The following is a 22,788-nucleotide window of genomic DNA, read 5'->3' on the forward strand; positions in this document are numbered from 1 at the left end:
GGCATACGCCAGCTTTCTTTATTATTTCGCTAATTTTTGTCCCATTAAGACAGCAAGTTCTACAACACGAGTTGAGTAGCCCCACTCATTGTCATACCAAGAAAGGACTTTCACTTTATTGCCGTCCATGACGATTGTTGATAAGCCATCAACAACAGATGACATTGGGTTTGTGTTGAAGTCAACACTTACTAATGGTTCGAAAGTGATGTCAAGAATGCCTTTTAAAGAACCTTCTGCCGCTTCTTTAAACGCGTTGTTGACGTCTTCTACTGTTACGTCTTGTTTAAGGTCAACGACTAAGTCAACTAATGATACGTTTGTTGTCGGTACACGCAGTGCCATACCGTGTAATTTACCTTTTAATTCCGGTAAGACAAGCGCTAAAGCTTTTGCTGCACCTGTTGAAGTCGGGATGATGCTTTGTGCACAAGCACGCGCACGACGTAAGTCTTTGTGCGGGTTATCAAGGTTTTTCTGGTCATTTGTATAAGCGTGAACAGTTGTCATTAAACCGTTCTCAATACCGAATTTTTCGTTCAGGACTTTCGCTACAGGTGCCAGACAGTTCGTCGTACAAGATGCGTTTGAGATGACATCATAAGTTTCAACATCTAATCCTTCGCAGTTTACGCCGCGTACGATTGTCTGAACATCCCCTTTACCAGGTGCTGTTAACAGAACTTTTTTAGCGCCCGCTTTTAAGTGAGCAAATGCTTTCTCTGCATCGTTGAATTTACCTGTTGCTTCGATGACGATATCAATGTTCAGATCTTTCCAAGGTAATAATTCCGGATTACGTTCAGCTACAAGTTTGATTTCTTTACCGCCGACGCGAAGGCCGTTTTCAATCGGTTCTACTTCAAGCTCATACTTACCGTGAGTTGTATCGTATTTAATCAGATGCGCTAATGTTTCCGGCGGATAACTTGCATTGATTGCTACAACCTCTAACTCATCGTTCAGTGCTGCTGCACGGAATACCATTCTACCAATTCTTCCTAAACCATTAATTGCTACTCTAGTCGTCATGTCATTTCTCCTTATTGTGCTATACTTTTATGTCAATAGTATAACACAATGAATCTAATATGGAAGCGGTTGCTAGCAACTTTTTAGTGAGATTTGTAATATTCTGCGACAATTTCATTGATGCGTCTTTCCAGATCTAAGAGCGTGCCATTATTATCGATGACGACATCTGCTCTTTCCTTCTTATCTTCAATGGACAGCTGAGACGCAATGCGTGCAAGTGCCGCTTCCTTGTCCAGGTCATTACGCTTCATCAGTCGTTCAAGTTGTACTTCCTTTGTCACGTAAACGACCCAGACTGCATCAACCGTCTCTTCCAGTTTATTCTCATAAAGCAAAGGAATATCCATAATGACCGGTTTCCCGGCAGCAAGTGCTGACTGTTTCTCTTCTTCCATAATTTCTCTGACAATAGGATGAATAATCCCGTTCAAAGCCAGACGCTTCTCTTCATCATGAAAAATCTGCTGCCCGATATAGCTGCGGTTCATCTCACCGTCTTTAATTGCTTCAGGTCCGAATACGGTTTCTACCTGCCTTAAACCTTCTGATCCTTTAGCGACTGCCTGGCGTGCTGCAATATCTGCATCAACGATCACAAATCCATGTGCCGCGAGTAATCTTGATACTGTTGATTTCCCGCTTGCGATACCACCTGTTAAGCCTATAACTGACATACTTTATCTCCTATTTCTGACAATGCGTGCAGTAGTGGGTGTTGCGTCCGGCAATGACTGCCTTCTCTACTTCACGACCACATGTCCCACACGTCTGTCTGCCATATATTTTGAACCGGGTCTGCATCTGGCCACTTTCGCCTTCAACGTTACGATAGCTCGATATAGACGAGCCGCCGTAACGAATTCCTTCTTCAAGACTTGCTACTAGCGCCTTAAAAAGTCTGCGCTGTTCATCTTCCGTCATGTCTTTCACCAGTCGATGAGGATTAATAGCTGCTGTATGCAGACCTTCACACGCATAGATATTGCCGCAGCCACTGATCACACTGTGATTCATGACCGCTTCCTTGATTTTCTTCTGCTGCCACTTCTTCTGCTTGAGCTGTCTGATGAAATAATCTTCAGACCCTTCTTCAAAAGGTTCGGGTGCAATCGCCATAATCTGAGCGGCATCTTCTAAGTGTTTGGCTAATCGCATCTCACCGAATCGCCTGATATCACTGTAGATCAGCTTTTTCCCTGACTGCAGTTCAAGTTCCACATGCCAGTGATTGATATAGTTTGGAATGCCGATATCGTCGATTGTATCGACCACGAAATAGGCCCCGGACATACCGAGATGACTGATGATAAACTGTTCTCCAAATTCATTTTCAAGCGTAAAAATCAGATATTTACTTCTTCTGTCTATCGACTTAAATCTACTGCCTATGACTCGTTCTCTGAAAGATTCTAGATCGATTCCCTTTATAATTGTTTCCTTACCGGCTTCTTTGCCGATATGAACTTTGTCAGAAAAGGTCACACCGGTGATCACTTCACCGGTGACCTTGGGTTCAAGACCTCTTTTGACATGTTCGACTTCTGGTAATTCAGGCATAACTTCCTCCTACTTCGCTTCATACCACGACTGACCGTAATTAGATTCCACTAATAACGGCACGTTCAGTTCTAGTGCGTGCTCCATGATATCTTTCACAAACAAGCTGAACGCTTCTATCTCTTCTTCTGGTACTTCAAAGATCAGCTCATCGTGTACTTGCAGTAACAACTCTGCTTTAAAATCAGTGTTCTTCACTTCTCTCGCGTAATTCACCATCGCAAGTTTAATGATATCAGCAGCACTACCTTGAATCGGCGTGTTCATAGCTGTACGTTCTGCAAAGCCACGCGTATTAAAATTACGTGCATTGATGTCCGGAATATAACGGCGGCGATTGAGCAGTGTTGAGACATAGCCATCTCGTTTTGCTTCTAAAATAATATCGTCCATATATTGCTTAACATTCGGGAAGCTCGTTAAGTAATTATCGATAAAGCGGGCAGCAGCCGGACGTGAAATACCGAGTGACTGACTGAGACCATAATCACTGATACCGTAGACGATACCGAAGTTGACCGCTTTCGCCTGACGTCTCATATCCGCATCGACCTCGTCCTTTTCCACATCAAATACTTCCATCGCTGTCTTCGTATGAATATCGATACCATGATTAAAGGCTTCCATCATACTCTTATCTTCTGTGATATGAGCGAGGACACGCAGTTCAATCTGTGAATAGTCCGCTGCAAAGATCACCCAGCCTGGTTTCGAAGCAGTAAACGCTTTTCTGATTTTGCGCCCTTCTTCTAAGCGGATTGGAATGTTCTGCAGATTCGGTTCGACTGAAGAGAGACGGCCTGTCTGTGCGAGCACCTGATTGAAGCGTGTATGAATCTTGCCATCTTCAGCAATCATTTTCTGCAGTCCTTCGACATAAGTCGACTGCAGCTTTGCGAGCTGTCTGTAGTCCAAGATGGCCGGAATAATGTCGTGCTTGGTTCTTAAACCTTCTAAGACATCAACCGCTGTTGAATAACCCGTCTTCGTCTTTTTAGCAGCCGGCAGACCAAGCTCTTCAAATAAAATGACACCCAGCTGTTTCGGCGAGTTAATATTGAATTCGTGGCCGGCGAGTTCATAAATACGATTCATCAGCTCATCGATACGTGCTTTCAGTTCACCCTGCATGTCGATCAGTGCCTGTCTGTCTACTGTAATACCGCGATACTCCATTTCCGCTAAGACAAGTGATAACGGCAGCTCCAGTTCATCATGCAGCTTCAGCTGTTCATTATTCTCGAGCTCTTTTTTCATGATATCGGTCAGCTGATGTATGGTCATCGCCTGTCTGCCGAAATAATCAAAGAGTGTCTTCCTATCTGGAATTGCCATTTTAGCGCCTTTACCGAAGATCTGTTCATTATTCGGCATGACCATTCCGTGCAGCGCGGCCGTCTCTGCAACGTCAACGATAGTCTTCGATGGATCAAGCAGATAGCTTGCCAGCATAACATCAAAATGAATATTCTGCACATTGACACCTAAACGCTTCAAAAGTACAGCCGTTTTCTTCGCATCGAAGACATTCTTCTGGTCAGGACCTTCCAGGTATGCTACGAGCGCATCCGGCAGTTCATCAGATGATGTCACAAAAATCTTCTCGCCATCTGTCACAGCAATCGGCAGAATTTCGTTGACTAAGTAATTATCTTTGAAGCAGTCGATAAATAGTGACGTAGCCCCTGTAAGATCAATAGCATCAAACTGGTCTGTCAGTTCAAGCGCCTTCTGTTCGATGACAGGTGCTGTATCCATCTGGTCAAGCATCTGTTTGAATTCGAGTTCCTTGAAAAGCTCAATTTTGTCGTCATTGCTTTCTGCGGACAATTTGACATCTTCCAGATGAATTTCTATCGGTGCATGGACTTCTATCGTCGCAAGCTGCTTACTCATCAGTGCATCTGCCTGATAAGTCGTTAAGTTCTCATGCAGCTTCTTGCCTTTAATCTCATCTAAGTGGCTGATCACTTCTTCTACTGTGCCGTATTCAAGCAGCAGTTTGACTGCAGTTTTCTCACCGATGCCCGGTACACCCGGAATATTATCTGATTTATCGCCCATCAGACCTTTTAAGTCGATGATTTTATCAGGACCAAAACCATACTGTGCATGGACAAATTCAGGTGTATAGTGATCGATATCTGTAACACCCTTTTTAGTGTAATAGACAGATACAGAGTCGTTGACAAGCTGTGTCAAGTCACGGTCACCCGTGATAATAATCGTCTGCATCTTCTTTTCAGTCGCTTCACGAGCCAGCGTGCCGATGATGTCATCCGCTTCATAATTTTCAAGCTCATAGTGTTTGATGTGATAGGCATCGACCAGCTTTCTGATCAGCGGGAACTGTTCACTTAGTTCCGGCGGTGTCTTCTGACGTCCACCTTTGTAGTCGCCATATGTAGAGTGACGGAAAGTCGTCTTCCCTGCATCGAATGCCACTAAGAAGTGAGTCGGTGCCTCATCTTTAAGTATTTTTTCAAGCAGTAAAGTAAATCCGTATACCGCATTCGTATGAATACCCGCGCGGTTACTTAAGAGCGGCAGTGCATAGAAAGCACGAAATGCCAGGCTGTTACCGTCTATTAAAATCAATTTTTCAGTCATAAAGAACCTCCATCAGGTTGATACTCTTATTTTACCACAGCACAGAAAAAGCCACGCACTCACGTGCATGGCTTAACTTTTTTTAAGATATACTCTGAAAGTGGAACCTTTACCCACTTCACTTTCAACTTCTATCACACCGTCAAATGCCTCGACGATATGCTTGACGATGGCCAGACCCAGTCCCGTACCGCCACTGTCTCTGCTTCTCGCTTTATCCACTCTATAAAAACGCTCAAAAATTCGCGTCTGCTCTTCTGCTGCAATACCCATTCCTTCATCAACAACTTCCAGGATGCCCTGCCTGCCATCTTTAACAATGACTTTGATCCGTGAACCTTCCGGTGAATAGTTGATGGCGTTTGACAGCAGGTTAATGATGACTTGTTTCAGTTTGCTGGCTTCTGCCATCACAATGACGTCATGGTCAATCATAGCTTCAATCGTTATATTCTTCTTAGTAGCAAGTGGTTCAACGACTTCAATACAGCTGAGCGCCTTATTGCTCATATTGACCGCATCGAGCATGATATGACTACTCTGCTCTATTTTAGAGAGTTCCAGCAGTTCACTGACAAGCCCCTGAATTCGGTTGGACTCTTTTAGAATGATATCCAGGAACATGTCCAGTGTATCGGAATCATTTTTTGCGCCGTCGAGCAGCGTTTCAGAGAATCCTTTTATAGAAGTGATAGGAGTCTTCAGTTCATGAGAGACATTGGCTACAAAGTCTTTTCGCATCTGTTCCAGTGACTTCAGCTTCGTGATATCATGCAGAACGACAACGACACCTTCCAGTTTGCGGCGACGTCTTGATAATACCGGCACAACAGCCGCATCGAAATACTTGCGGTAGACGGTCATCTGAATATCTATCGTCTGATTGATCGGCTTCTCAGAGATGATAGCTTCTTTGATCATCTGTTTAACTGACGCGAAATGAATCACTTCTTCAAAATGTCCGGAAAGTATCTGCTGACCTTTATTAAAGGTTTCATTGTAGTTATCATTGACGATAACAACCTGTCCCTTCTTATCGATCATCAAAATAGCAGAAGGGATGTTTTCAAGGGTCGTCTCCAGCCTGTTACGCTGCAGTTTCTGCTCATTGTTCAATGTCTGGAGTGTCCGTGCGAGTCGATTAGTACTGATGTAAAGTTCTTTCGTTTCAGTGACACTGCTTTCCGGCACACGGACTTTATAATTACCTTCTGTCAGTAATCTCGATGCATAGGTCACTTCTCTGATCGGTGCTATATAAGTCCGGTTGATGTATCTCGCTATAAAGAAGATGACCGGAATTGCAGTTGCCAGTGTCAGAAGCATGTACTGCCAGATGGTTTTTGTCAGACTTTCCAGATTGGTCAATCTGTCTATAAGAAAAATGGTATAGCCTTCTTTTCTATAGATCAGCATGGCATCGCTGCTATCACCTTGAAAACGGTAAAAATCAGAAGCCCCGCTGTTGATCCATGGCGCCATCACTTTTTCAATCTGTTCATCATCTATTGTGTCGCTTTTAAAAAGCGTCTTTTCACCTTTTTGTATCCAGACTTTTTTGAGTGATACTTTATCATAGTCTCTGATTTTCTGGAGATACTGGTCTTCATTTTTTAAGACTTCTATTAATCGCTCAGCCTGGCGTTCTAATTCTGCTTCCTTCGTTTTACTGATTTGTTCGCCTAAAATATTGGACAGGAAAAAGCCGATCAGCAGAAAACTTAAAATCATCAAGGCAACGAGCGAGGTAAAAAGTCGGTTTGTGAAACTTCTCATATTGAACGAGGGTTCTCCAGCTTATAGCCGAGTCCACGTACGGTCTTAATATATTGCGGCTGTTTCGGATTCTCTTCAATCTTCTCTCTTAAATGACTGATATGTACATCGACAATTCGCGAGTCACCCGCAAACTCATAGTTCCAGACAGAATTCAGCATATGTTCACGTGTGATAACGCGTCCCTGCCGTTCAATCAGATAAATCAATAGTTCAAATTCTTTAGGTGTCAGATCTAATAACTCATTGTTTCGGTAAGCTTCAAAATGTTCAGGCAAGATTTTCAGTTTACCGATATTGATTTCTTTACTTTGTCTGATATCCATCTGCTGTTCATTGACAACCGTACGTCTTAATATCGCTTTAACACGCGCCACGACTTCTCTTGGAGAAAAGGGTTTCGTCATATAGTCGTCGGCACCCAGTTCAAGCCCGAGCACTTTATCAAATTCATCATCTTTTGCTGTCAGCATCAGAATCGGAATCTGATTCTTTTCGTTACGAATGGACTTACAGACTTCTACGCCGTCCATTTTAGGTAACATCAAATCAAGCACCAGTAAATCCGGTCGTTCTGTAAAAACTTTCTCGAGTCCTTCTTCTCCGTCAAAAGCAGTTTCCACTTCGAATCCTGCCTGCTGTAAATTATATTTCAACAGTGTCACGATTGATTGCTCATCGTCAACAACTAGTATTTTCTGTGCCATTCACTACCTCCAGATGATATGTCTCTTATATTATATATGAAGTCGATTTATTAAGGCTATATTTAATCAATAAACTTCAACTGCCGGTAATAAAATTTACAAAATATTTATATTTCAGATATAGCCATAAAAAATAAGCCGCTGTTACACGGCTTACTTGATTTACATATTTTTAATCAGTTCATCAGCAAACTCTGAACATTTCACTTCTGTCGCACCGTCCATTAAACGGGCAAAGTCATATGTGACCACTTTAGATGCAATGGTTTTTTCCATTGATTTAGTAATCAGTTCGCCCGCTTCTTTCCAGCCGAGGTGATCCAGCATCAGCACACCACTTAGGATGACTGATGACGGATTAACTTTATCAAGACCTGCATACTTCGGCGCCGTACCGTGAGTCGCTTCAAAGATTGCATGACCTGTCTCATAGTTGATATTAGCACCCGGTGCAATACCGATACCGCCTACTTGAGCAGCGAGTGCATCAGAGATGTAATCACCGTTTAAGTTCATAGTTGCAACAACATCAAATTCAGCGGGACGTGTCAGAATCTGCTGCAGGAAGATATCTGCAATTGAATCTTTAATCAGTAATTTGCCGCTGTTTACTGCTTCTTCCTGTGCTTTTTCTGCTGCTTCTTTACCTTCTGATTCAACCAGTTTATCGTACTGTGCCCAAGTGAAGACTTTGTCGCCAAATTCACGTTCAGCTAAATCATAACCCCACTGTTTAAATGCACCTTCTGTGAACTTCATGATGTTCCCTTTATGAACCAGTGTCAGAGACTTACGTCCTTGGTCTAATGCATAATTGATGGCAGCACGGACTAAACGCTCAGTTCCTTCTTTAGAGACCGGTTTGATACCGATACCTGATGTTTCCGGGAAACGGATGTTTTTAGCGCCCATTTCATTCTGCAGGAAGTCAATGACTTTCTTGACATCATCTGATCCTTCTTTATATTCGATTCCTGCATAGATGTCTTCTGTATTCTCACGGAAGATGACCATATCTGTATCTTCCGGACGTTTAACTGGAGAAGGTACCCCTTCAAAGTAACGGACAGGACGCAGGCAGACGAATAAATCAAGTTCTTGACGTAATGCGACGTTCAGTGAGCGAATACCTCCACCGATCGGCGTTGTCAGAGGTCCTTTAATCGCGATTAAATATTCATCAATTGTATCAAGTGTTTCCTGCGGCAGCCACTCACCTGTCGTATCGAATGCTTTTTGACCCGCTAGGACTTCTTTCCATTCAATTTTCTTTTCACCGTTATAGGCTTTTTCTACAGCTGCATCAAGCACACGGCTTGCTGCATGCCAGATATCCGGGCCTGTGCCATCACCAATAATGAATGGGACAACAGGATTGTTCGGTACATTTAATGTTCCGTTAGAATTCGTAATTTTTTCAGCCATGATAATCCTCCTATAATTGATTATTTTCGTTCAGATACAGGGACATATTTACGTCCAACTTCACCGACATACTCTGCACGAGGGCGGATGATGCGGTTATTTTCGTACTGCTCAAGAATATGCGCTAACCAGCCGGAGACTCGTGATACTGCGAAGATCGGTGTAAATAAATCATGTTCAATGCCCATTGAGTGGTAAACCGTTGCTGAATAGAAGTCAACGTTTGGCAGTAAGCCTTTTTTCTCTTCCAGTATTTCAGCGATGCGAACAGACATATCGTATAATTCTTTCTGCCCTGTCTCATCTGTAATACGACGTGACATCTCTTTCAAGTACTTCGCACGAGGATCGCCTTCTTTGTAGACGCGATGACCGAAGCCCATGATTTTTTCTTTATTATCAATTTTTTTCTGAATATAAGATTCCACATTTTCCATAGACCCGATTTCACTGAGCATTTTCATGACCTGCTCATTGGCACCGCCGTGAAGAGGTCCTTTTAAAGCGCCGGCTGCTGCTGTCACGCCTGAGTACATATCTGTTAAAGTCGAAACGCAGACACGTGCAGTAAATGTAGATGCGTTCAGTTCATGATCCGCATGAAGAATAAGTGCTTTATTAAATGCCTCTTCCTGCACGTCTGTCGGTACTTCACCGAACAGCATATAAAGGAAGTTCGCTGCATAGCTCAGCTCTGCTTTAGGTTTCAGTGGCTCTTTACCTTGACGGACACGCGCAAATGCTGCAACCAGTGATGCCACTTTCGCCTGAATACGAGTCGCTTTATTGAAATGTGCTTCATCATTGAACTCTTCAGCACGCGGATCAAAGTGAGCCAGATAACTAAGTGATGTTCTTAATCCTGTCATCGGATGAACATGGTCTGCTGCATAATCTTCAAAGTGTTCATAGATGCGTGGATTTAACTCCATATTTTCAAGTAACTGCGCTTTGAATTCTTCCAACTCTTGCTCGTTTGGTAATCTGAAGTGCCATAATAAAAAGATAACTTCTTCAAACTTAGCATTTTCAGTCAGATCATCGATATCATAACCTGCATATGTTAACTGCTGTCCAACGATAGAACTTACTTTCGTCTCAGTAGCAAGGACGCCTTCTAAACCTCTGATTACATCTGCCATATTATAGTCCCCTTTACATCTTATATTCGTACTCTTTCGAAATTACTTTACATGATTATTATACAGAAACCAGTCAGATATGTGAACGTTTTCAATACTTTGATATTATTTATTGCTAGCTATAAGTTTTACTTATGAAATCGCATTCAAAAATTTTCTTGCAATTTAGAATATTTCGTTATATGCTTTTGGAGATTAAAACGTTATATTATTTCAAAACTAGAAAAGGGGAAATATTATGGATAATAATCTTCAGAGAACATTAACGAATCGTCATATCCAGCTGATCGCGATCGGGGGCGCGATTGGTACCGGGTTATTCCTTGGAGCTGGAAAATCCATTCACTTTGCAGGTCCGTCAATTCTGCTGACTTACGGAATTTTAGGAATTATCTTCTTTTTGTTTATGAGACTGCTAGGAGAGTTATTACTTTCTAACCTGAACTATCATTCATTTACAGACATCACTAAAGATTACTTAGGTGAATTTGCAGGTTATATGACAGGCTGGACTTACTGGTTCTGCTGGATTGTTACAGGGATGGCCGAAGTAACAGCTGTTGCACAGTTTATCAACTTCTGGTGGCCGGACTTTCCGACCTGGTTATCGGCACTGATCACCATTCTTTTCTTAATGACTTTAAACTTATTAACAGCTAAATTATTCGGTGAACTTGAATTCTGGTTCGCTATCATTAAAGTTATTACCATCATCGCACTGATTTTAGTCGGTATTTTCTTAATCATCATTCAGTTTAAAACACCATTCGGTCATGCATCACTTACTCACTTATGGAGTCACGGCGGCTGGTTCCCGAACGGAATCAACGGCTTCCTGCTCAGCTTCCAGATGGCAGTCTTCAGTTTTGTCGGAATTGAGTTAATCGGTGTAACAGCCGGTGAAGCGCAGGATCCAGAAAAAACGTTACCAAAAGCAATCAACAATGTACCGATTCGTATCATCTTATTCTACGTGGGTGCTTTAACCATTATCATGAGTATCACGCCTTGGGATCAGATCAATCCAGAACTCAGCCCATTCGTTGAGCTCTTCAAAATGATTGGTATTGTCTTTGCAGCAAGCTTAATTAACTTCGTTGTTATCACATCTGCTTCTTCATCTTGTAACAGTGGTATCTTCTCAAACAGCCGTATGTTATACGGCTTAAGTAAACACTACGCAAAAGGAACAGGCTTCTTTGAAAAGACAAACAAAACAGGCGTTCCTGCTAATGCAGTTATTTTCTCTAGTGCATTACTTTTAATCTCTGTATTACTGAACTACATGATTCCGAATGCTTCACAAGTATTCACACTCGTGACAACACTCGCAACTGTATTCTTCATTGTTGTGTGGTCACTGATCACGATTTCTTATATGGTCTATCTAAAGAGACGCCCAGACTTACATCAGGCTTCTAAGTTCAAGACACCTGGTGGTATGGCGACTGCCGTCGTACTGTTAGCTTTCTTCATCTTCATGTTTGCGCTGCTCTTCATGGCGCCTGACACAAGAATCGGCGTTGCGCTTACACCACTCTGGTTCGTACTGATTTTCCTGATGTATCGTTTTGATATGAAAGGTAAAAAAGCTTAAAAAAAGAAGCTCATCCGAGGGATGAGCTTCTTTTTTTATACTTTGGCATGACCTGCATAAATCTTATTATGCTGTGCATCTACTGTTACAGTAGCGCCGTTTTCAAACTTATCATAGATGCCTTCTATGCCGACGATGGTCGGTTTTCCAAGTGTCAGTCCTACAACAGCGGCATGACTTGTCAGTCCGCCTTCTTCTGTTGCAATAGCGACTGCCTGTTCAAGATAAGGCACCATATCAGCATCTGTAGAATGCGTGATGATAACTGCATCTGTCAGATCTTTGTCAGCTAACTCTCCAGCATTTCTAGCGATTACGATACGCCCGACTGCTGATGTACGACCGATACCTTGACCAGTAGCGAGTTCGTCACCTACGAGCTGAATCTTCATAAAGTTCGTCGTGCCAGCTTCACCTGTCGGGATACCCGCTGTAATAATAATCAGGTCGCCATTTTCCACGCTACCTGCTTCAATAGCTGCTTCTGATGCCTGTTCCAGCAGCTGGTCTGTCGTTTTCTTGCCTTCTTTGACGACTGGAATCGTTCCCCAGACTAGAGCCATATGACGAGCTGTCTGCTCATAAGGCGTCATCGCAATGATGTGTGCATGCGGGCGGTATTTAGAAATAATCTGAGCAGTGTGACCACTTTCTGTCGCAGCTACAATAGTCTGTACGTCCAGGTTAAGCGCTGTATGAGCCACAGAAACCCCAATTGCATTGACCATATTTGTTTCATTTAATTTTGTTCGAGCGTTCAGCAGGAACTTATAATCCTGTGCTTCTTCTGCAGCAAAAGCGATGTTAGCCATTACTTTTACTGATTCTACAGGATACTGGCCGGCTGCTGTCTCGCCTGATAACATGACTGCGTCTGTGCCGTCATAGATCGCATTCGCAACGTCACTTGCTTCTGCACGGGTCGGACGCGGATTACGCTGCATAGAATCCAGCATCTGCGTAGCTGTAATGACCGGCTTACCAAGTGCATTACACTTACGGATTAATTCTTTCTGAACTAACGGCACACGTTCTGCTGGAATTTCAACACCCATATCGCCACGAGCAACCATTAACCCGTCTGACACCTGAAGAATCTGGTCGATATTATCGATACCTTCTTCATTCTCAATCTTAGGAATGATGCGGATTGTTGTACATTTACGGTCTTCAAGAATCTTACGGATTTCAAGAACATCGCTTGCACGACGAACAAATGAGGCTGCAATAAAGTCGACTTGCTGATCGATACCAAACTTGATGTCTTCAGCATCTTTTTCAGTAATACCTGGTAAGTTGACTTTAACGCCTGGCAGGTTAACCCCTTTTTTGTTCTTTAGTTCACCAGCGTTAATGACGTCACAGACAATTTTACCTTCATCATGCTTTAAGTCTTTCACTTTCAGTTCAATCAGACCATCGTCTAATAAAATCGTTGAACCGACATGAACATCGTTGATCAATTCAGGGTAAGTCACAGAGAATTCGTTCGCTGTGCCAAGTACTTCCTGCATATTGATGACAACTGATGTATTCTTCTGCAGTTCAATCTTATCGTTCTCCATATTATGCGTACGGATTTCAGGCCCTTTCGTATCAAGCAGGATGGCTACTGTCTTGTTCAGTTTTCGGGCTGTTTCACGGATACGTGCGATACGCTCACCATGTTCTTCATGAGAACCATGTGAGAAGTTCAGACGCGCAACATTCATCCCTGCTGTCATCAGTTGTTCAAGTATTTCTGGTGATTCCGAAGCTGGACCAATCGTACATACAATTTTCGTTTTTCTCATTATTTCTCCCCCATTATCAGTTTAATTAAATCGATAGTTCGTTCGTCAGGCGATACATATCTTCATCAATTTTATGCTGACTTGAGAAGATATCTTCAAACTTCGTCTTTGTCAGTTTGTTATTCTGTATACCCACTGCTAAACCTGATTCATCATTCATGAGTAAGTCCACTGCATAAGCACCGAAACGAGAAGCGAGCACTCTGTCGATGCCTGATGGTGAGCCACCACGCTGCATATGACCTAGAACAGAGACACGTGTATCTACATTGATATATTTTTTTAGTTCTTCAGCGCAGTCTTTACCAGACATGACCCCTTCAGCTACGATGATGATCGAGTGTTTTTTACCACGCTCAATCCCTTGTTGAATCTTGTCCGCAATTTCCTGAACATCTTTTTTGAATTCAGGAATCAGCACAGTTTCTGCACCGCCTGCAAGCGCTGACCATAATGCCAGATCTCCTGCATCGCGTCCCATAACTTCGATGATAAAAGTTCGCTCATGACTGGATGCAGTATCACGAATTTTATCGACTACTTCAATGATAGTATTCAGAGCTGTATCAAAACCAATTGTGAAATCTGTACCGTTAATATCATTATCAATCGTTCCTGGAATACCAATTGTCTTGATTCCTTCTTCATTCAAACGCTGAGCACCACGGTAGCTGCCGTCTCCCCCAACGACGACAAGACCTTCGATACCTAATGCCTTCAGATTTTCAATCCCCTGCTGACGAACTTTAGGTTCTTTGAATTCAGGACATCTTGCAGACTGGAGAAAAGTACCACCACGCTGAATTTTGTCCCCTACCGCTCCTCGGTCCATCTGCTTGATATTGTTGGTAATCAGACCTTGATAGCCTTGATAGACACCGTATACTTCCAGATCGTGATAAATCGCTTTACGGACTACTGCACGTACAGCCGCATTCATCCCCGGTGAATCTCCACCGCTCGTTAATACTGCAATCTTTTTCATAATGGCTTCCTCACTTTTTGTCGGTATTTATTTATAACGTACCACAAAAAAAAGTAGGATGCTATTAATTGCAAACAGGGTTGAAAATGAAAACGTTTCACATCATATTCTTAGTTAAATGACTGGCCGGAACCGATATTTCGGTATTTTTCATAGCGCTGATTGATCAGTTCATCAGCAGATAATTGAGTCAGTTCAGAGAGAGAATCAGAGATGGCTTCCGCAATTTTTTCACTTTGTCTTTCAACGTCTTCATGAGCGCCTCCAACTACTTCTTCGATTACACGGTCTGCAACATCTAAATCAAGTAAGTCAGGCGCAGTAATTCGCATCGTTTCAGCGGCACGTTTAGCCTGTGTACTATCCTTCCAGAGAAGAGCGGCTGCGCCTTCCGGGGAAATGACTGAATAAGTTGAATTCTCAAGCATGAGCAGATGATTACAGATACCGATTCCTAGAGCGCCACCGCTTCCACCTTCACCGATAACAATCGAAATAACGGGTACTGATAGTCCCGCCATCTCCACTAAGTTGCGGGCTATTGACTCACTCTGCCCGCGCTCTTCTGCTGCTTTACCAGGATAAGCTCCTTTCGTATCGATAAAACAGATAATCGGTCGTTTAAACTTCTCTGCCTGTTTCATCAATCTCAGCGCTTTACGATAACCTTCAGGATGTGCCATACCGAAGTTGCGGTAAATATTGTCCTTTGTATCTTTTCCGCGCTGATGACCGATGACGGTAACGGGTGTGTCATGGAACATAGCGATGCCGCCGATCATCGCTGCATCGTCACCATAAGTACGGTCGCCGTGCAGTTCAATGAAGTCGTCAAAAATCGCATAGATATAATCAAGAGTCGTCGGTCTGACACCTAAGCGTGCAATCTGGACCCGATCCCAAGGTTCCAGTTCACGATATATTTTCTTCTGAAGTTCCGCACGTTCTTCTTTCAGTTGTTTCAGTTCTTCTTCACTGCTCTTCTTTTCCAGTTCCTTGATTCTGTTATCCAGCACTGCAAGTGGTTTCTCAAATTCCAGTGTCATCTGCTTTACCTCCGTGCATCATTATTAATTGACTAAGTGTCTGTTTCATATCCTTGCGGTGAACGACTTTATCCAGCTGACCATGCTCCAGTAAAAATTCTGCTGTCTGAAAATCGTCTGGCAGTTTTTCATTGATGGTCTGCTCAATAATACGTCGGCCCGCGAAACCGATCAGACTTTCCGGTTCAGCCAGATTGATATCACCAACAGAAGCAAAGCTGGCACTGACTCCACCTGTTGTCGGATGTGTCATATATGCGATGTAAAGCCCGCCCGCATCACTATGACGTTTAATCGCAACACTAGTCTTCGCCATCTGCATCAATGAAATAATACCTTCCTGCATTCGCGCTCCGCCACTCGCCGTAAAAATAACAAATGGCAGCTTATGTTCAGTACAGTAGTCGATGACACGGCAGATTTTTTCTCCTACTACAGCACCCATCGACCCCATACGGAACCTGGAATCCATGACGCAGATTCCGAGTGGCATACCGTCAATTTTGATCGTTCCTGTTACAACTGCTTCATTCAGCTGAGTTTTCTTTCTGTCTTTTTCAACTTTCTCCATATAATCAGGGAAATCGAGCAAGTTCTCCGACAGCATCTCTGCATCAAATTCAACGAAACTGTTTTTATCAGCGAGAGATTGAATGCGGTCATGTGCCGTCATCGTTAAATGAAAGTTACATTCCACACAGACATTCAGGTTTTTGTTAAGTTCTTTTGTATACATGATTTTACCGCACTTCGGACATTTCACCATGATACCTTCAGGAACGTCTGTTGCCTTTATTTTGGGTACTGCCACATATTTCTTATTGCCATTATTACGTTTAAATAAATCTTTAATCATGCTCGGACCCCTTCCCGCTGAATACTTTATCGTAACGTTTGATCAATCTGTAGACACGAAAGATAATTCTATTCTTGTCCCCGTGATGACTGATAAATCCTTCTAAAAGTTGCTTAAATTCTGTGATTTCATTCTTCTGTTTTTCTGAATAGATTAAAAAGCGGCCGATAATTTCAAAAAGCTGATGGTCATCTACATTGGAGAGAAAGGTTCCCTCGCCTCTTTTAGTCGTGATGATACCGATGAGTTCCATCGCTCTTAATGCTTCACGAATACTGGACCGGCTGATATTCATCTTTTCACTTAAATCCCGCTCTGAATGTAGTTTGTCTCCAGCAGACAGATCATGGGCTATCATATAGTTTTCGAGTTCTTTAACAACAGATATAAACCCTTTTTGTTTTGCAGTGTTCATCATTCTGCTCCTAGTATGTAAAGTAAAAATTCCTTAGTGGTCTGACCACTAAGGAATAATATATCATAATCATTTCAGTTTATAAAGTTAAATCAGGCGGATCAGTTCAGGCGAATAATGTGCTAGCAGCTGCTTCATTGTCTTCTGATTCACTGTAGCAATCTGCTTAGACTGACCTGTTGCATAGTCAAAGAACAGAAGCGCAATCTCTCCATCTTCCAGCGGTATCTTAGGCTCTTTGAGAAGATAGATTTCTTTCACTCTGTTCATATAATTATCTTTGAACTGCTTAAAAGTAGCCATCTCTTCCACAATGATTTTCCCTTTATCATCTCGTTTGCCTCTGATAACGACCTCTTTCTCATTAAGCACCGCTTCAAAACGCTCAAATGCAGATGGAAAAATGACCAGTTCAGCTTCTGTCGAGCCATCTGTTGCGGTCGCAAAAGCCATAAGCTGCCCCTTTTTAGTGCGAATCTCTTTGACCGACGTCAAACTGACGAGCAGCCAGTTTGACTGGTCCATATGATTCAGCTTAAAAAGCGGCAGATAAAGATGGTCATTGTACAACTTCTCAATTGGATGTGTCGATAGATAGAAACCGAGATACTCCACTTCATACTGTGTACGTTTCTCTTCTGACATTTCAGGGCGATCCTGATAACTTTTTTTCAGGCTGAAACCCAGTTCCTCGAGAAAGTGGTCATCCTCCTGTCCCTGTTCCATATCCATAATACTGTCAATGGACGCGAGTAACGTTGCACGCGTCTGTCCGAATTCATCGAAGACACCTGTTACAATCATCGCCTCGAGCGCTGCTTTTGAAACTGATCGTTTAGGCATACGCTGCATAAAATCATAGATGTCCAGGAACTGACCTTTCTGCCGTTCGTCCACTATCTCCTTTACCGTCCGGTAACCCATTCCTTTAATCATACCGAGTGACAGAATAACCTGATCCTGGTCTGCTCTGAAAAACCAGTGCGACTGATTGATAGAAGGCGGTTTAAACGTCATCTGTTTTGCCTTCATTTCAGCGATTAAATCGGCAAGTTTATCTTCACTGCCGATCACGTTGCTCATTGTTGCCGCATAAAAATAGGTTGGATAATGAACTTTTAAATAAAGCATCATATAGGCGATCTGCGCATAAGCAACCGCATGGGCCCTGGGAAAACCATAATCAGCAAATTTCATAATCAGCTCGTATATCGCCTCGGCTGTCGCTGTATCATAACCATTTTGCTCGCTGCCCCTGATAAAATGCTGACGTTCAGCTTCCAGTACATCCCGTTTCTTTTTGCTCATTGCGCGTCTAAGCGTATCGGCTTCCCCTAAAGTGAAACCTGCAAACTGACTCGCAATCTGCATAATCTGTTCCTGATAGATGATGACACCATAAGTTGATTTTAAAATAGGCTCAAGATCAGGATGCAGATAGTCAAACGGCTGACCATGACGTCTTTCAATGTAAAGCGGAATCTGTTCCATCGGTCCGGGACGGTACAGACTGAGTACGGCGACAATATCTTCAAAGTTCTGCGGTTCAAGTTGACGCAGTACCTGCCTGATACCAGAAGATTCGAGCTGGAAAATCCCAGTTGTATCCGCCTGACTGAGGGCATCAAAAACAAGCGGGTCATGATAATTGATCGTTTTCGTCGTCAGTTTCTGCCGACTCGCATTTAAGACACGCTGAATAATCGTTAAATTGCGCAGACCCAGAAAATCGATTTTCAGTAATCCCAGATGTTCGACTTCTGTCATGGTCCACTGCGTTAAATTCAGCGTGTCTCCTTTAATGAGCGGGACGTAATTCGTCAACAGCTGGTCATGAACGATAATACCCGCTGCATGAGTAGAAGTATGGCGAGGTAAACCTTCCAGACGCTTGGCGATAGTATACCACTGCCGATGCGCGTCGTCCTGCTCGGTAAACTGCTTGAACTCTGCGTTCTGATAGGCATCCTCAAGCATAGTTCCTGGTTTTTTAGGAATGAGGTGAGAAACAAACTTTAAATCGGAATCGGGAAACTGCAGAATCCGTCCGACATCGCGCATCACAGCGCGAGCCGTCAGATGGCCGAACGTCACGATGCCTCCTACATTAAATGCGCCGTATTTCTTTACACAGTATTCGATGACTTCGTGACGTCTTGTATCCTCAAAATCAATATCGATATCCGGCATCGTCACCCGTTCAGGATTTAAAAATCGTTCAAATAACAGCTGATGTTTAATCGGATCAATCATGGTGATATCCAGCAGATAACTGACAAGAGAACCCCCTGAAGAACCACGTCCCGGGCCGACAAGGATGCCCTGACTTTTCGCATAACGGATCAAATCACTGACAATCAGGAAGTAGTCACTGAACCCCATATCCGTAATGATCTGATACTCTTTCTCCATTCTTGCCTTATATACTTCAGTAAAACCAGTGCATGCTTCGTCCAACAGCTGCTTTAAATAATCATCACTCGTTTCACCGTTTGGCGTCTGAAATTTCGGCAGATGGTGCAGCTGCGGAATTTGAACGTCACACATCGCTGCAATTGCTTCAGTTCGTTCTAAAAACGGACGCTCGACATGTGACAAGGACTCAGAAGTTCTAAAGAAGTCTTCCCCTGTCACTTGATCCAGTGCCATCTTCTGATTATTCTCGATGGCCTGTAAAACATTCAGATCCGTCAGACCAGCTGACTCCATATATTTCACACTGCTGACATAGACTTTCTGCTCCGCTCTGACGTCAGACAGATGACAGGCATAGCTTCCCGGGAATAGTTCCAGAAACCCGTTATGCGCCTGCTTGAAAATAACGATGAGCCCTTCCAGATATTGCTTCAGTAATTTTTCTGATACAAAGTCCAGTTCTTTAAGCTGAATACGTGAGGACAGTCGAATAAGATTATGATAACCTTCCAGATTTTTCGCAAGCAGAATAGTTTCTGTTTCATCAGGACCTTCTGTCAGCCAGACTGTCATACCGATAATCGGCTTGATGCCTTGCGCCAGACACTTCGTATAAAATGCCTGCACACCGTACATGGTATGGGTGTCTGTGATGGCAAGTGCGGTCTGACCCGCTTCTTTTGCACGGCTGATGACTTCATCTATTCTGACTGTTGATGCAAGCAGGTCATAAGCAGTATGAATATTCAGATGCACGACCATCACTTTCACCTCACTCTTTGACTGTAGATTTTAACTCACTGATCAATTGCTCAAGTTCTTCTTTACTGTAAACTGTTGCGCCGCTAGCCATCGGATGACCGCCGCCATTATATCGTGCAGCAAGCGTGTTGATAGGTGCTCGTTTGCTTCTGATGCGTGCGCGAATCTGATTGCCTTCATCCACTGCAAAGACCCAGGCTTCAATCCCTGCTACATCGCTTATACTATTGACGAAAAGCGAGGCATCATTTGCACTGATTTTGAACTGCTGCAGGATATCCTCTGTAATAAAGATAAAACCAACATGGTCCTCGTAACTGAAGTGCTGCAGCACATAGCCTTGAAAATGCATGCTTTCAAGTGTCCGCTGACTCATCTGATTCAGCATCTTTGTATGATCAAAATCATATGACAACAGCATACCTGCAATCTCCATCGTGCGTGGTGATGTATTGTTAAAGAGGAAACGGCCCGTATCACCCACAATACCGATATAGAGGCGCTCCGCGATTTCTGTGTTCAGATAGTCCTGTCCAAAGCCAAACTGCATCAGCAGTTCAGCGATTAATTCACTTGTAGAGGATACTGTTGTATCAACGATATTGATGTCCCCGTAATTTTCTACAGGCGGATGATGGTCAATCTTGACCAGTTTATCTCCTAAATGATAGCGTGCATCATCTATTCGAGCCGCATTGGCTGTATCCAGCACAATGACAAGTGCATTCTGGTAGTCACTATCCTGCACTTCATCCATTGAGCCGATGAATGCCAGGTTATCAACTGTTTCGCCAGTGGCCAGTATTTTTTTATTAGGGTACATCTTCTGCAAGAGTGCTTTAAAACCTAGTTGAGAGCCCAGTGCATCTGGATCTGGGCGTACATGTCGATGCAGAATAATGGTATCGTAATTATTGAGCCAGTTCTGTAACAATTTGATGCTATTTTTAGTCATAGTTTCTCCTTTTAGCAAATCCTCTGCTATAATGCAGATGGAGGTTGTTCATTATGTGGAATACAATATCACCCTATCTTGCATCATTTGCGCTGGCTGTCATGATTATTTCGCTCGTCCTGACTTTATACCAGGTGGCACGCTACTTCAGAACGAATCGTGAAGTACGTCGCGCATGGTATCGTGCCCGCGGCAGAATGATGTTCGGCATCTTCTTAGTTGCCTTTTCATTTAATCAGATCATCCAGTTCACAAACCTGGTGACTTATCTCATCTGCGCCGTCCTTATTGTCTTCGCAGTTGCCAATATCAGTTACGGTGTACGTGCAATGCGCTACTTCGAACAGCATTTTGCAGAAGAAGACCGTGCATGGGCAGAACTTGAGAAAGAAAAGAAAGCATAATGCTTTCTTTTTTTATGCTTCTATCAGCTGACACATCAGCATGGCTTTTGAGACGATTTCTTCTTCAGAGTGAATCGTCACTTCCATCTTCGCGAATTTCCGCCCAAGGTCCAGCATTTCACATGAGATTGTGAGGACTGTATCAATCGGTACTGTTTTCAGGAAGTAGATGTTCAGGCTTTCAATAAGCGCTTCACCTCGTCGCTCCCGCTTGAGCAGATGTTTCGTCGCTTCTTCTATGATGGCGACGAATACAGATTTACTCATCGTTCCGAGCTGATTGGACATCTGCGGCGTCACTCGGATGGTGATATCATCTCCGAACTTCATCTGCTTCAGCACCTGATCATTCAACGTATGACCAATCTGCGGCTGACGTTCTATCGACTGCATGGCGCGCAGAACATCTTCACGTGTGACAATACCAATCAGTCGATGATTCTTGCTGACGACCGGTAAAAGCTCGATGCCTTCCCATATCATGACATGTGCACAAGTCGCGATGGTTGAGCTCAAGTTAACCGTGATAGGATTCTTCGTCATGATGCGTTTTATTTTCATGCTGTTATCCAGGTCAATAATATCTTTGTTCGTTACGATGCCATAAGCACGGTTCTGATCGTCCAGTACAGGAAAACGTGTATGACCTGAGCTGTGAGACAAAGCTTTCCAGTCTCCTACTGTATCGTTTTCATACAAGACATTGGTCTCACTGACCGGAATCAGTATCTCTGCGACCGTCAGGACTTCCTGTTTAATCAGTTGATCATAAAGCGCACGGTTGATGATGTTCGCCACGGCAAAAGTGTCATGGCTCGTCGATAGAATCGGCAGACCTTTCTGGTCGGCCAGCTGTCTGATTGAATCACTGACTGCAAATCCACCTGTCACGAGTACCGCACTGCCTTTTTCAAGTGCAAGCTGCTGGATGTTCTCACGGTTGCCCACAATGAGCAGGGTGTTCTCACCTAAATATTTTGTGACGTCTTCCTGCTCCATTGCCCCGATAGCAAAGCGCGACAGAGATTTATGAAGTCCCGTACGGCCACCGATCAGCTGACCGTCAATAATTTTGACGATTTCAGCAAATGTCAGATTTTCAATCGCTTCCCGCGTTTTTTTCTCGATACGGATTGTTCCGATACGTTCCATTGTAGAGACGATGCCTCTGTTTTCAGCATCTTTAATCGCTCTATATGCTGTTCCTTCTGAAACAGACAGATCTTTAGCGATCTGTCTGACGGAAATTTTGCTGCCCACTTTGAGCACTTCTATATGTTTGATAATTTGTTCATGTTTCGTCATGCT

General features: G+C 43.3%; 18 protein-coding genes. 2 read left to right on the forward strand and 16 right to left on the reverse strand.

Annotation, left to right across the window (positions count from 1 at the left end):
• Nucleotides 1–21 precede the first annotated feature (21 nt).
• From ERX27_RS01950 to ERX27_RS01985, 8 genes are all read right to left on the reverse strand, one after another.
• Entirely contained in the window at nucleotides 22–1,032 is a 1,011-nt protein-coding gene (locus ERX27_RS01950; protein WP_133431153.1) for a glyceraldehyde-3-phosphate dehydrogenase, read from the reverse strand.
• An 83-nt stretch (nucleotides 1,033–1,115) separates the two neighbouring features.
• Entirely contained in the window at nucleotides 1,116–1,709 is a 594-nt protein-coding gene (gene coaE, locus ERX27_RS01955; RefSeq protein ID WP_133431154.1) for a dephospho-CoA kinase, read from the reverse strand.
• 10 nt (nucleotides 1,710–1,719) lie between these two features.
• Entirely contained in the window at nucleotides 1,720–2,592 is an 873-nt protein-coding gene (mutM, locus tag ERX27_RS01960) for a bifunctional DNA-formamidopyrimidine glycosylase/DNA-(apurinic or apyrimidinic site) lyase (protein ID WP_133431155.1), read from the reverse strand.
• 9 nt (nucleotides 2,593–2,601) lie between these two features.
• Nucleotides 2,602–5,202, reverse strand: a complete 2,601-nt coding sequence (polA, locus tag ERX27_RS01965; protein ID WP_133431156.1) for a DNA polymerase I — start codon at nucleotides 5,200–5,202, stop codon at nucleotides 2,602–2,604.
• Nucleotides 5,203–5,274: 72 nt separating this feature from the next.
• Entirely contained in the window at nucleotides 5,275–6,978 is a 1,704-nt protein-coding gene (gene pnpS, locus ERX27_RS01970; protein ID WP_133431157.1) for a two-component system histidine kinase PnpS, read from the reverse strand.
• Nucleotides 6,975–7,685, reverse strand: a complete 711-nt coding sequence (locus ERX27_RS01975; RefSeq protein WP_133431158.1) for a response regulator transcription factor — start codon at nucleotides 7,683–7,685, stop codon at nucleotides 6,975–6,977. The genes pnpS and ERX27_RS01975 overlap by 4 nt, the downstream gene beginning before the upstream one ends.
• 162 nt (nucleotides 7,686–7,847) lie before the next feature.
• Nucleotides 7,848–9,113: an NADP-dependent isocitrate dehydrogenase gene (gene icd / locus ERX27_RS01980; protein ID WP_133431159.1), complete on the reverse strand. Its 1,266-nt coding sequence runs from the start codon at nucleotides 9,111–9,113 to the stop codon at nucleotides 7,848–7,850.
• Between the two features lie 17 nt (nucleotides 9,114–9,130).
• A complete protein-coding gene (locus ERX27_RS01985) occupies nucleotides 9,131–10,252 on the reverse strand; it encodes a citrate synthase (RefSeq protein WP_133431160.1) in 1,122 nt (373 codons plus the stop codon).
• Nucleotides 10,253–10,490: 238 nt separating this feature from the next.
• Here ERX27_RS01985 and ERX27_RS01990 point away from each other — a divergent pair, with 238 nt between their 5' ends.
• The gene (locus ERX27_RS01990; protein ID WP_133431161.1) at nucleotides 10,491–11,849 is read left to right on the forward strand and encodes an amino acid permease; all 1,359 of its coding nucleotides are present in this window, start codon (nucleotides 10,491–10,493) and stop codon (nucleotides 11,847–11,849) included.
• Nucleotides 11,850–11,884: 35 nt separating this feature from the next.
• Here the strand turns inward: ERX27_RS01990 and pyk are convergent, their stop codons facing one another.
• From pyk to ERX27_RS02025, 7 genes are all read right to left on the reverse strand, one after another.
• A complete protein-coding gene (pyk, locus tag ERX27_RS01995) occupies nucleotides 11,885–13,642 on the reverse strand; it encodes a pyruvate kinase (RefSeq protein ID WP_133431162.1) in 1,758 nt (585 codons plus the stop codon).
• 25 nt (nucleotides 13,643–13,667) lie between these two features.
• Nucleotides 13,668–14,627: a 6-phosphofructokinase gene (pfkA, locus tag ERX27_RS02000; RefSeq protein WP_133431163.1), complete on the reverse strand. Its 960-nt coding sequence runs from the start codon at nucleotides 14,625–14,627 to the stop codon at nucleotides 13,668–13,670.
• Between the two features lie 110 nt (nucleotides 14,628–14,737).
• Nucleotides 14,738–15,673 carry an acetyl-CoA carboxylase carboxyltransferase subunit alpha gene (locus tag ERX27_RS02005; protein WP_133431164.1) on the reverse strand — a complete coding sequence of 312 codons (936 nt, stop codon included), beginning with the start codon at nucleotides 15,671–15,673 and terminating at the stop codon, nucleotides 14,738–14,740.
• The gene (gene accD / locus ERX27_RS02010) at nucleotides 15,657–16,529 is read right to left on the reverse strand and encodes an acetyl-CoA carboxylase, carboxyltransferase subunit beta (RefSeq protein WP_133431165.1); all 873 of its coding nucleotides are present in this window, start codon (nucleotides 16,527–16,529) and stop codon (nucleotides 15,657–15,659) included. Before accD ends, ERX27_RS02005 begins: the two co-directional genes overlap by 17 nt.
• Nucleotides 16,522–16,944 (reverse strand): FadR/GntR family transcriptional regulator, encoded by a 423-nt coding sequence (locus ERX27_RS02015; protein ID WP_165983048.1) that lies wholly within the window; start codon nucleotides 16,942–16,944, stop codon nucleotides 16,522–16,524. Before ERX27_RS02015 ends, accD begins: the two co-directional genes overlap by 8 nt.
• 87 nt (nucleotides 16,945–17,031) lie before the next feature.
• Complete coding sequence (locus ERX27_RS02020; protein WP_165983049.1) at nucleotides 17,032–20,121, reverse strand: DNA polymerase III subunit alpha; 3,090 nt, start codon at nucleotides 20,119–20,121, stop codon at nucleotides 17,032–17,034.
• A 10-nt stretch (nucleotides 20,122–20,131) separates the two neighbouring features.
• Nucleotides 20,132–21,076, reverse strand: a complete 945-nt coding sequence (locus tag ERX27_RS02025) for a DHH family phosphoesterase (RefSeq protein ID WP_133431168.1) — start codon at nucleotides 21,074–21,076, stop codon at nucleotides 20,132–20,134.
• Between the two features lie 53 nt (nucleotides 21,077–21,129).
• On the opposite strand from ERX27_RS02025, the gene ERX27_RS02030 reads away from it, so the two are divergent.
• Nucleotides 21,130–21,480, forward strand: coding sequence for a YtpI family protein (locus ERX27_RS02030; RefSeq protein WP_133431169.1), 351 nt, complete (start codon nucleotides 21,130–21,132; stop codon nucleotides 21,478–21,480).
• A gap of 12 nt (nucleotides 21,481–21,492) precedes the next feature.
• Here ERX27_RS02030 and ERX27_RS02035 read toward each other — a convergent pair whose 3' ends face one another.
• Nucleotides 21,493–22,785 carry a DRTGG domain-containing protein gene (locus ERX27_RS02035; RefSeq protein WP_133431170.1) on the reverse strand — a complete coding sequence of 431 codons (1,293 nt, stop codon included), beginning with the start codon at nucleotides 22,783–22,785 and terminating at the stop codon, nucleotides 21,493–21,495.
• Between the last annotated feature and the right edge of the window lie 3 nt (nucleotides 22,786–22,788).

Source organism: Macrococcus brunensis, assembly GCF_004359615.1.
GTDB classification, from domain to species: domain Bacteria; phylum Bacillota; class Bacilli; order Staphylococcales; family Staphylococcaceae; genus Macrococcus; species Macrococcus brunensis.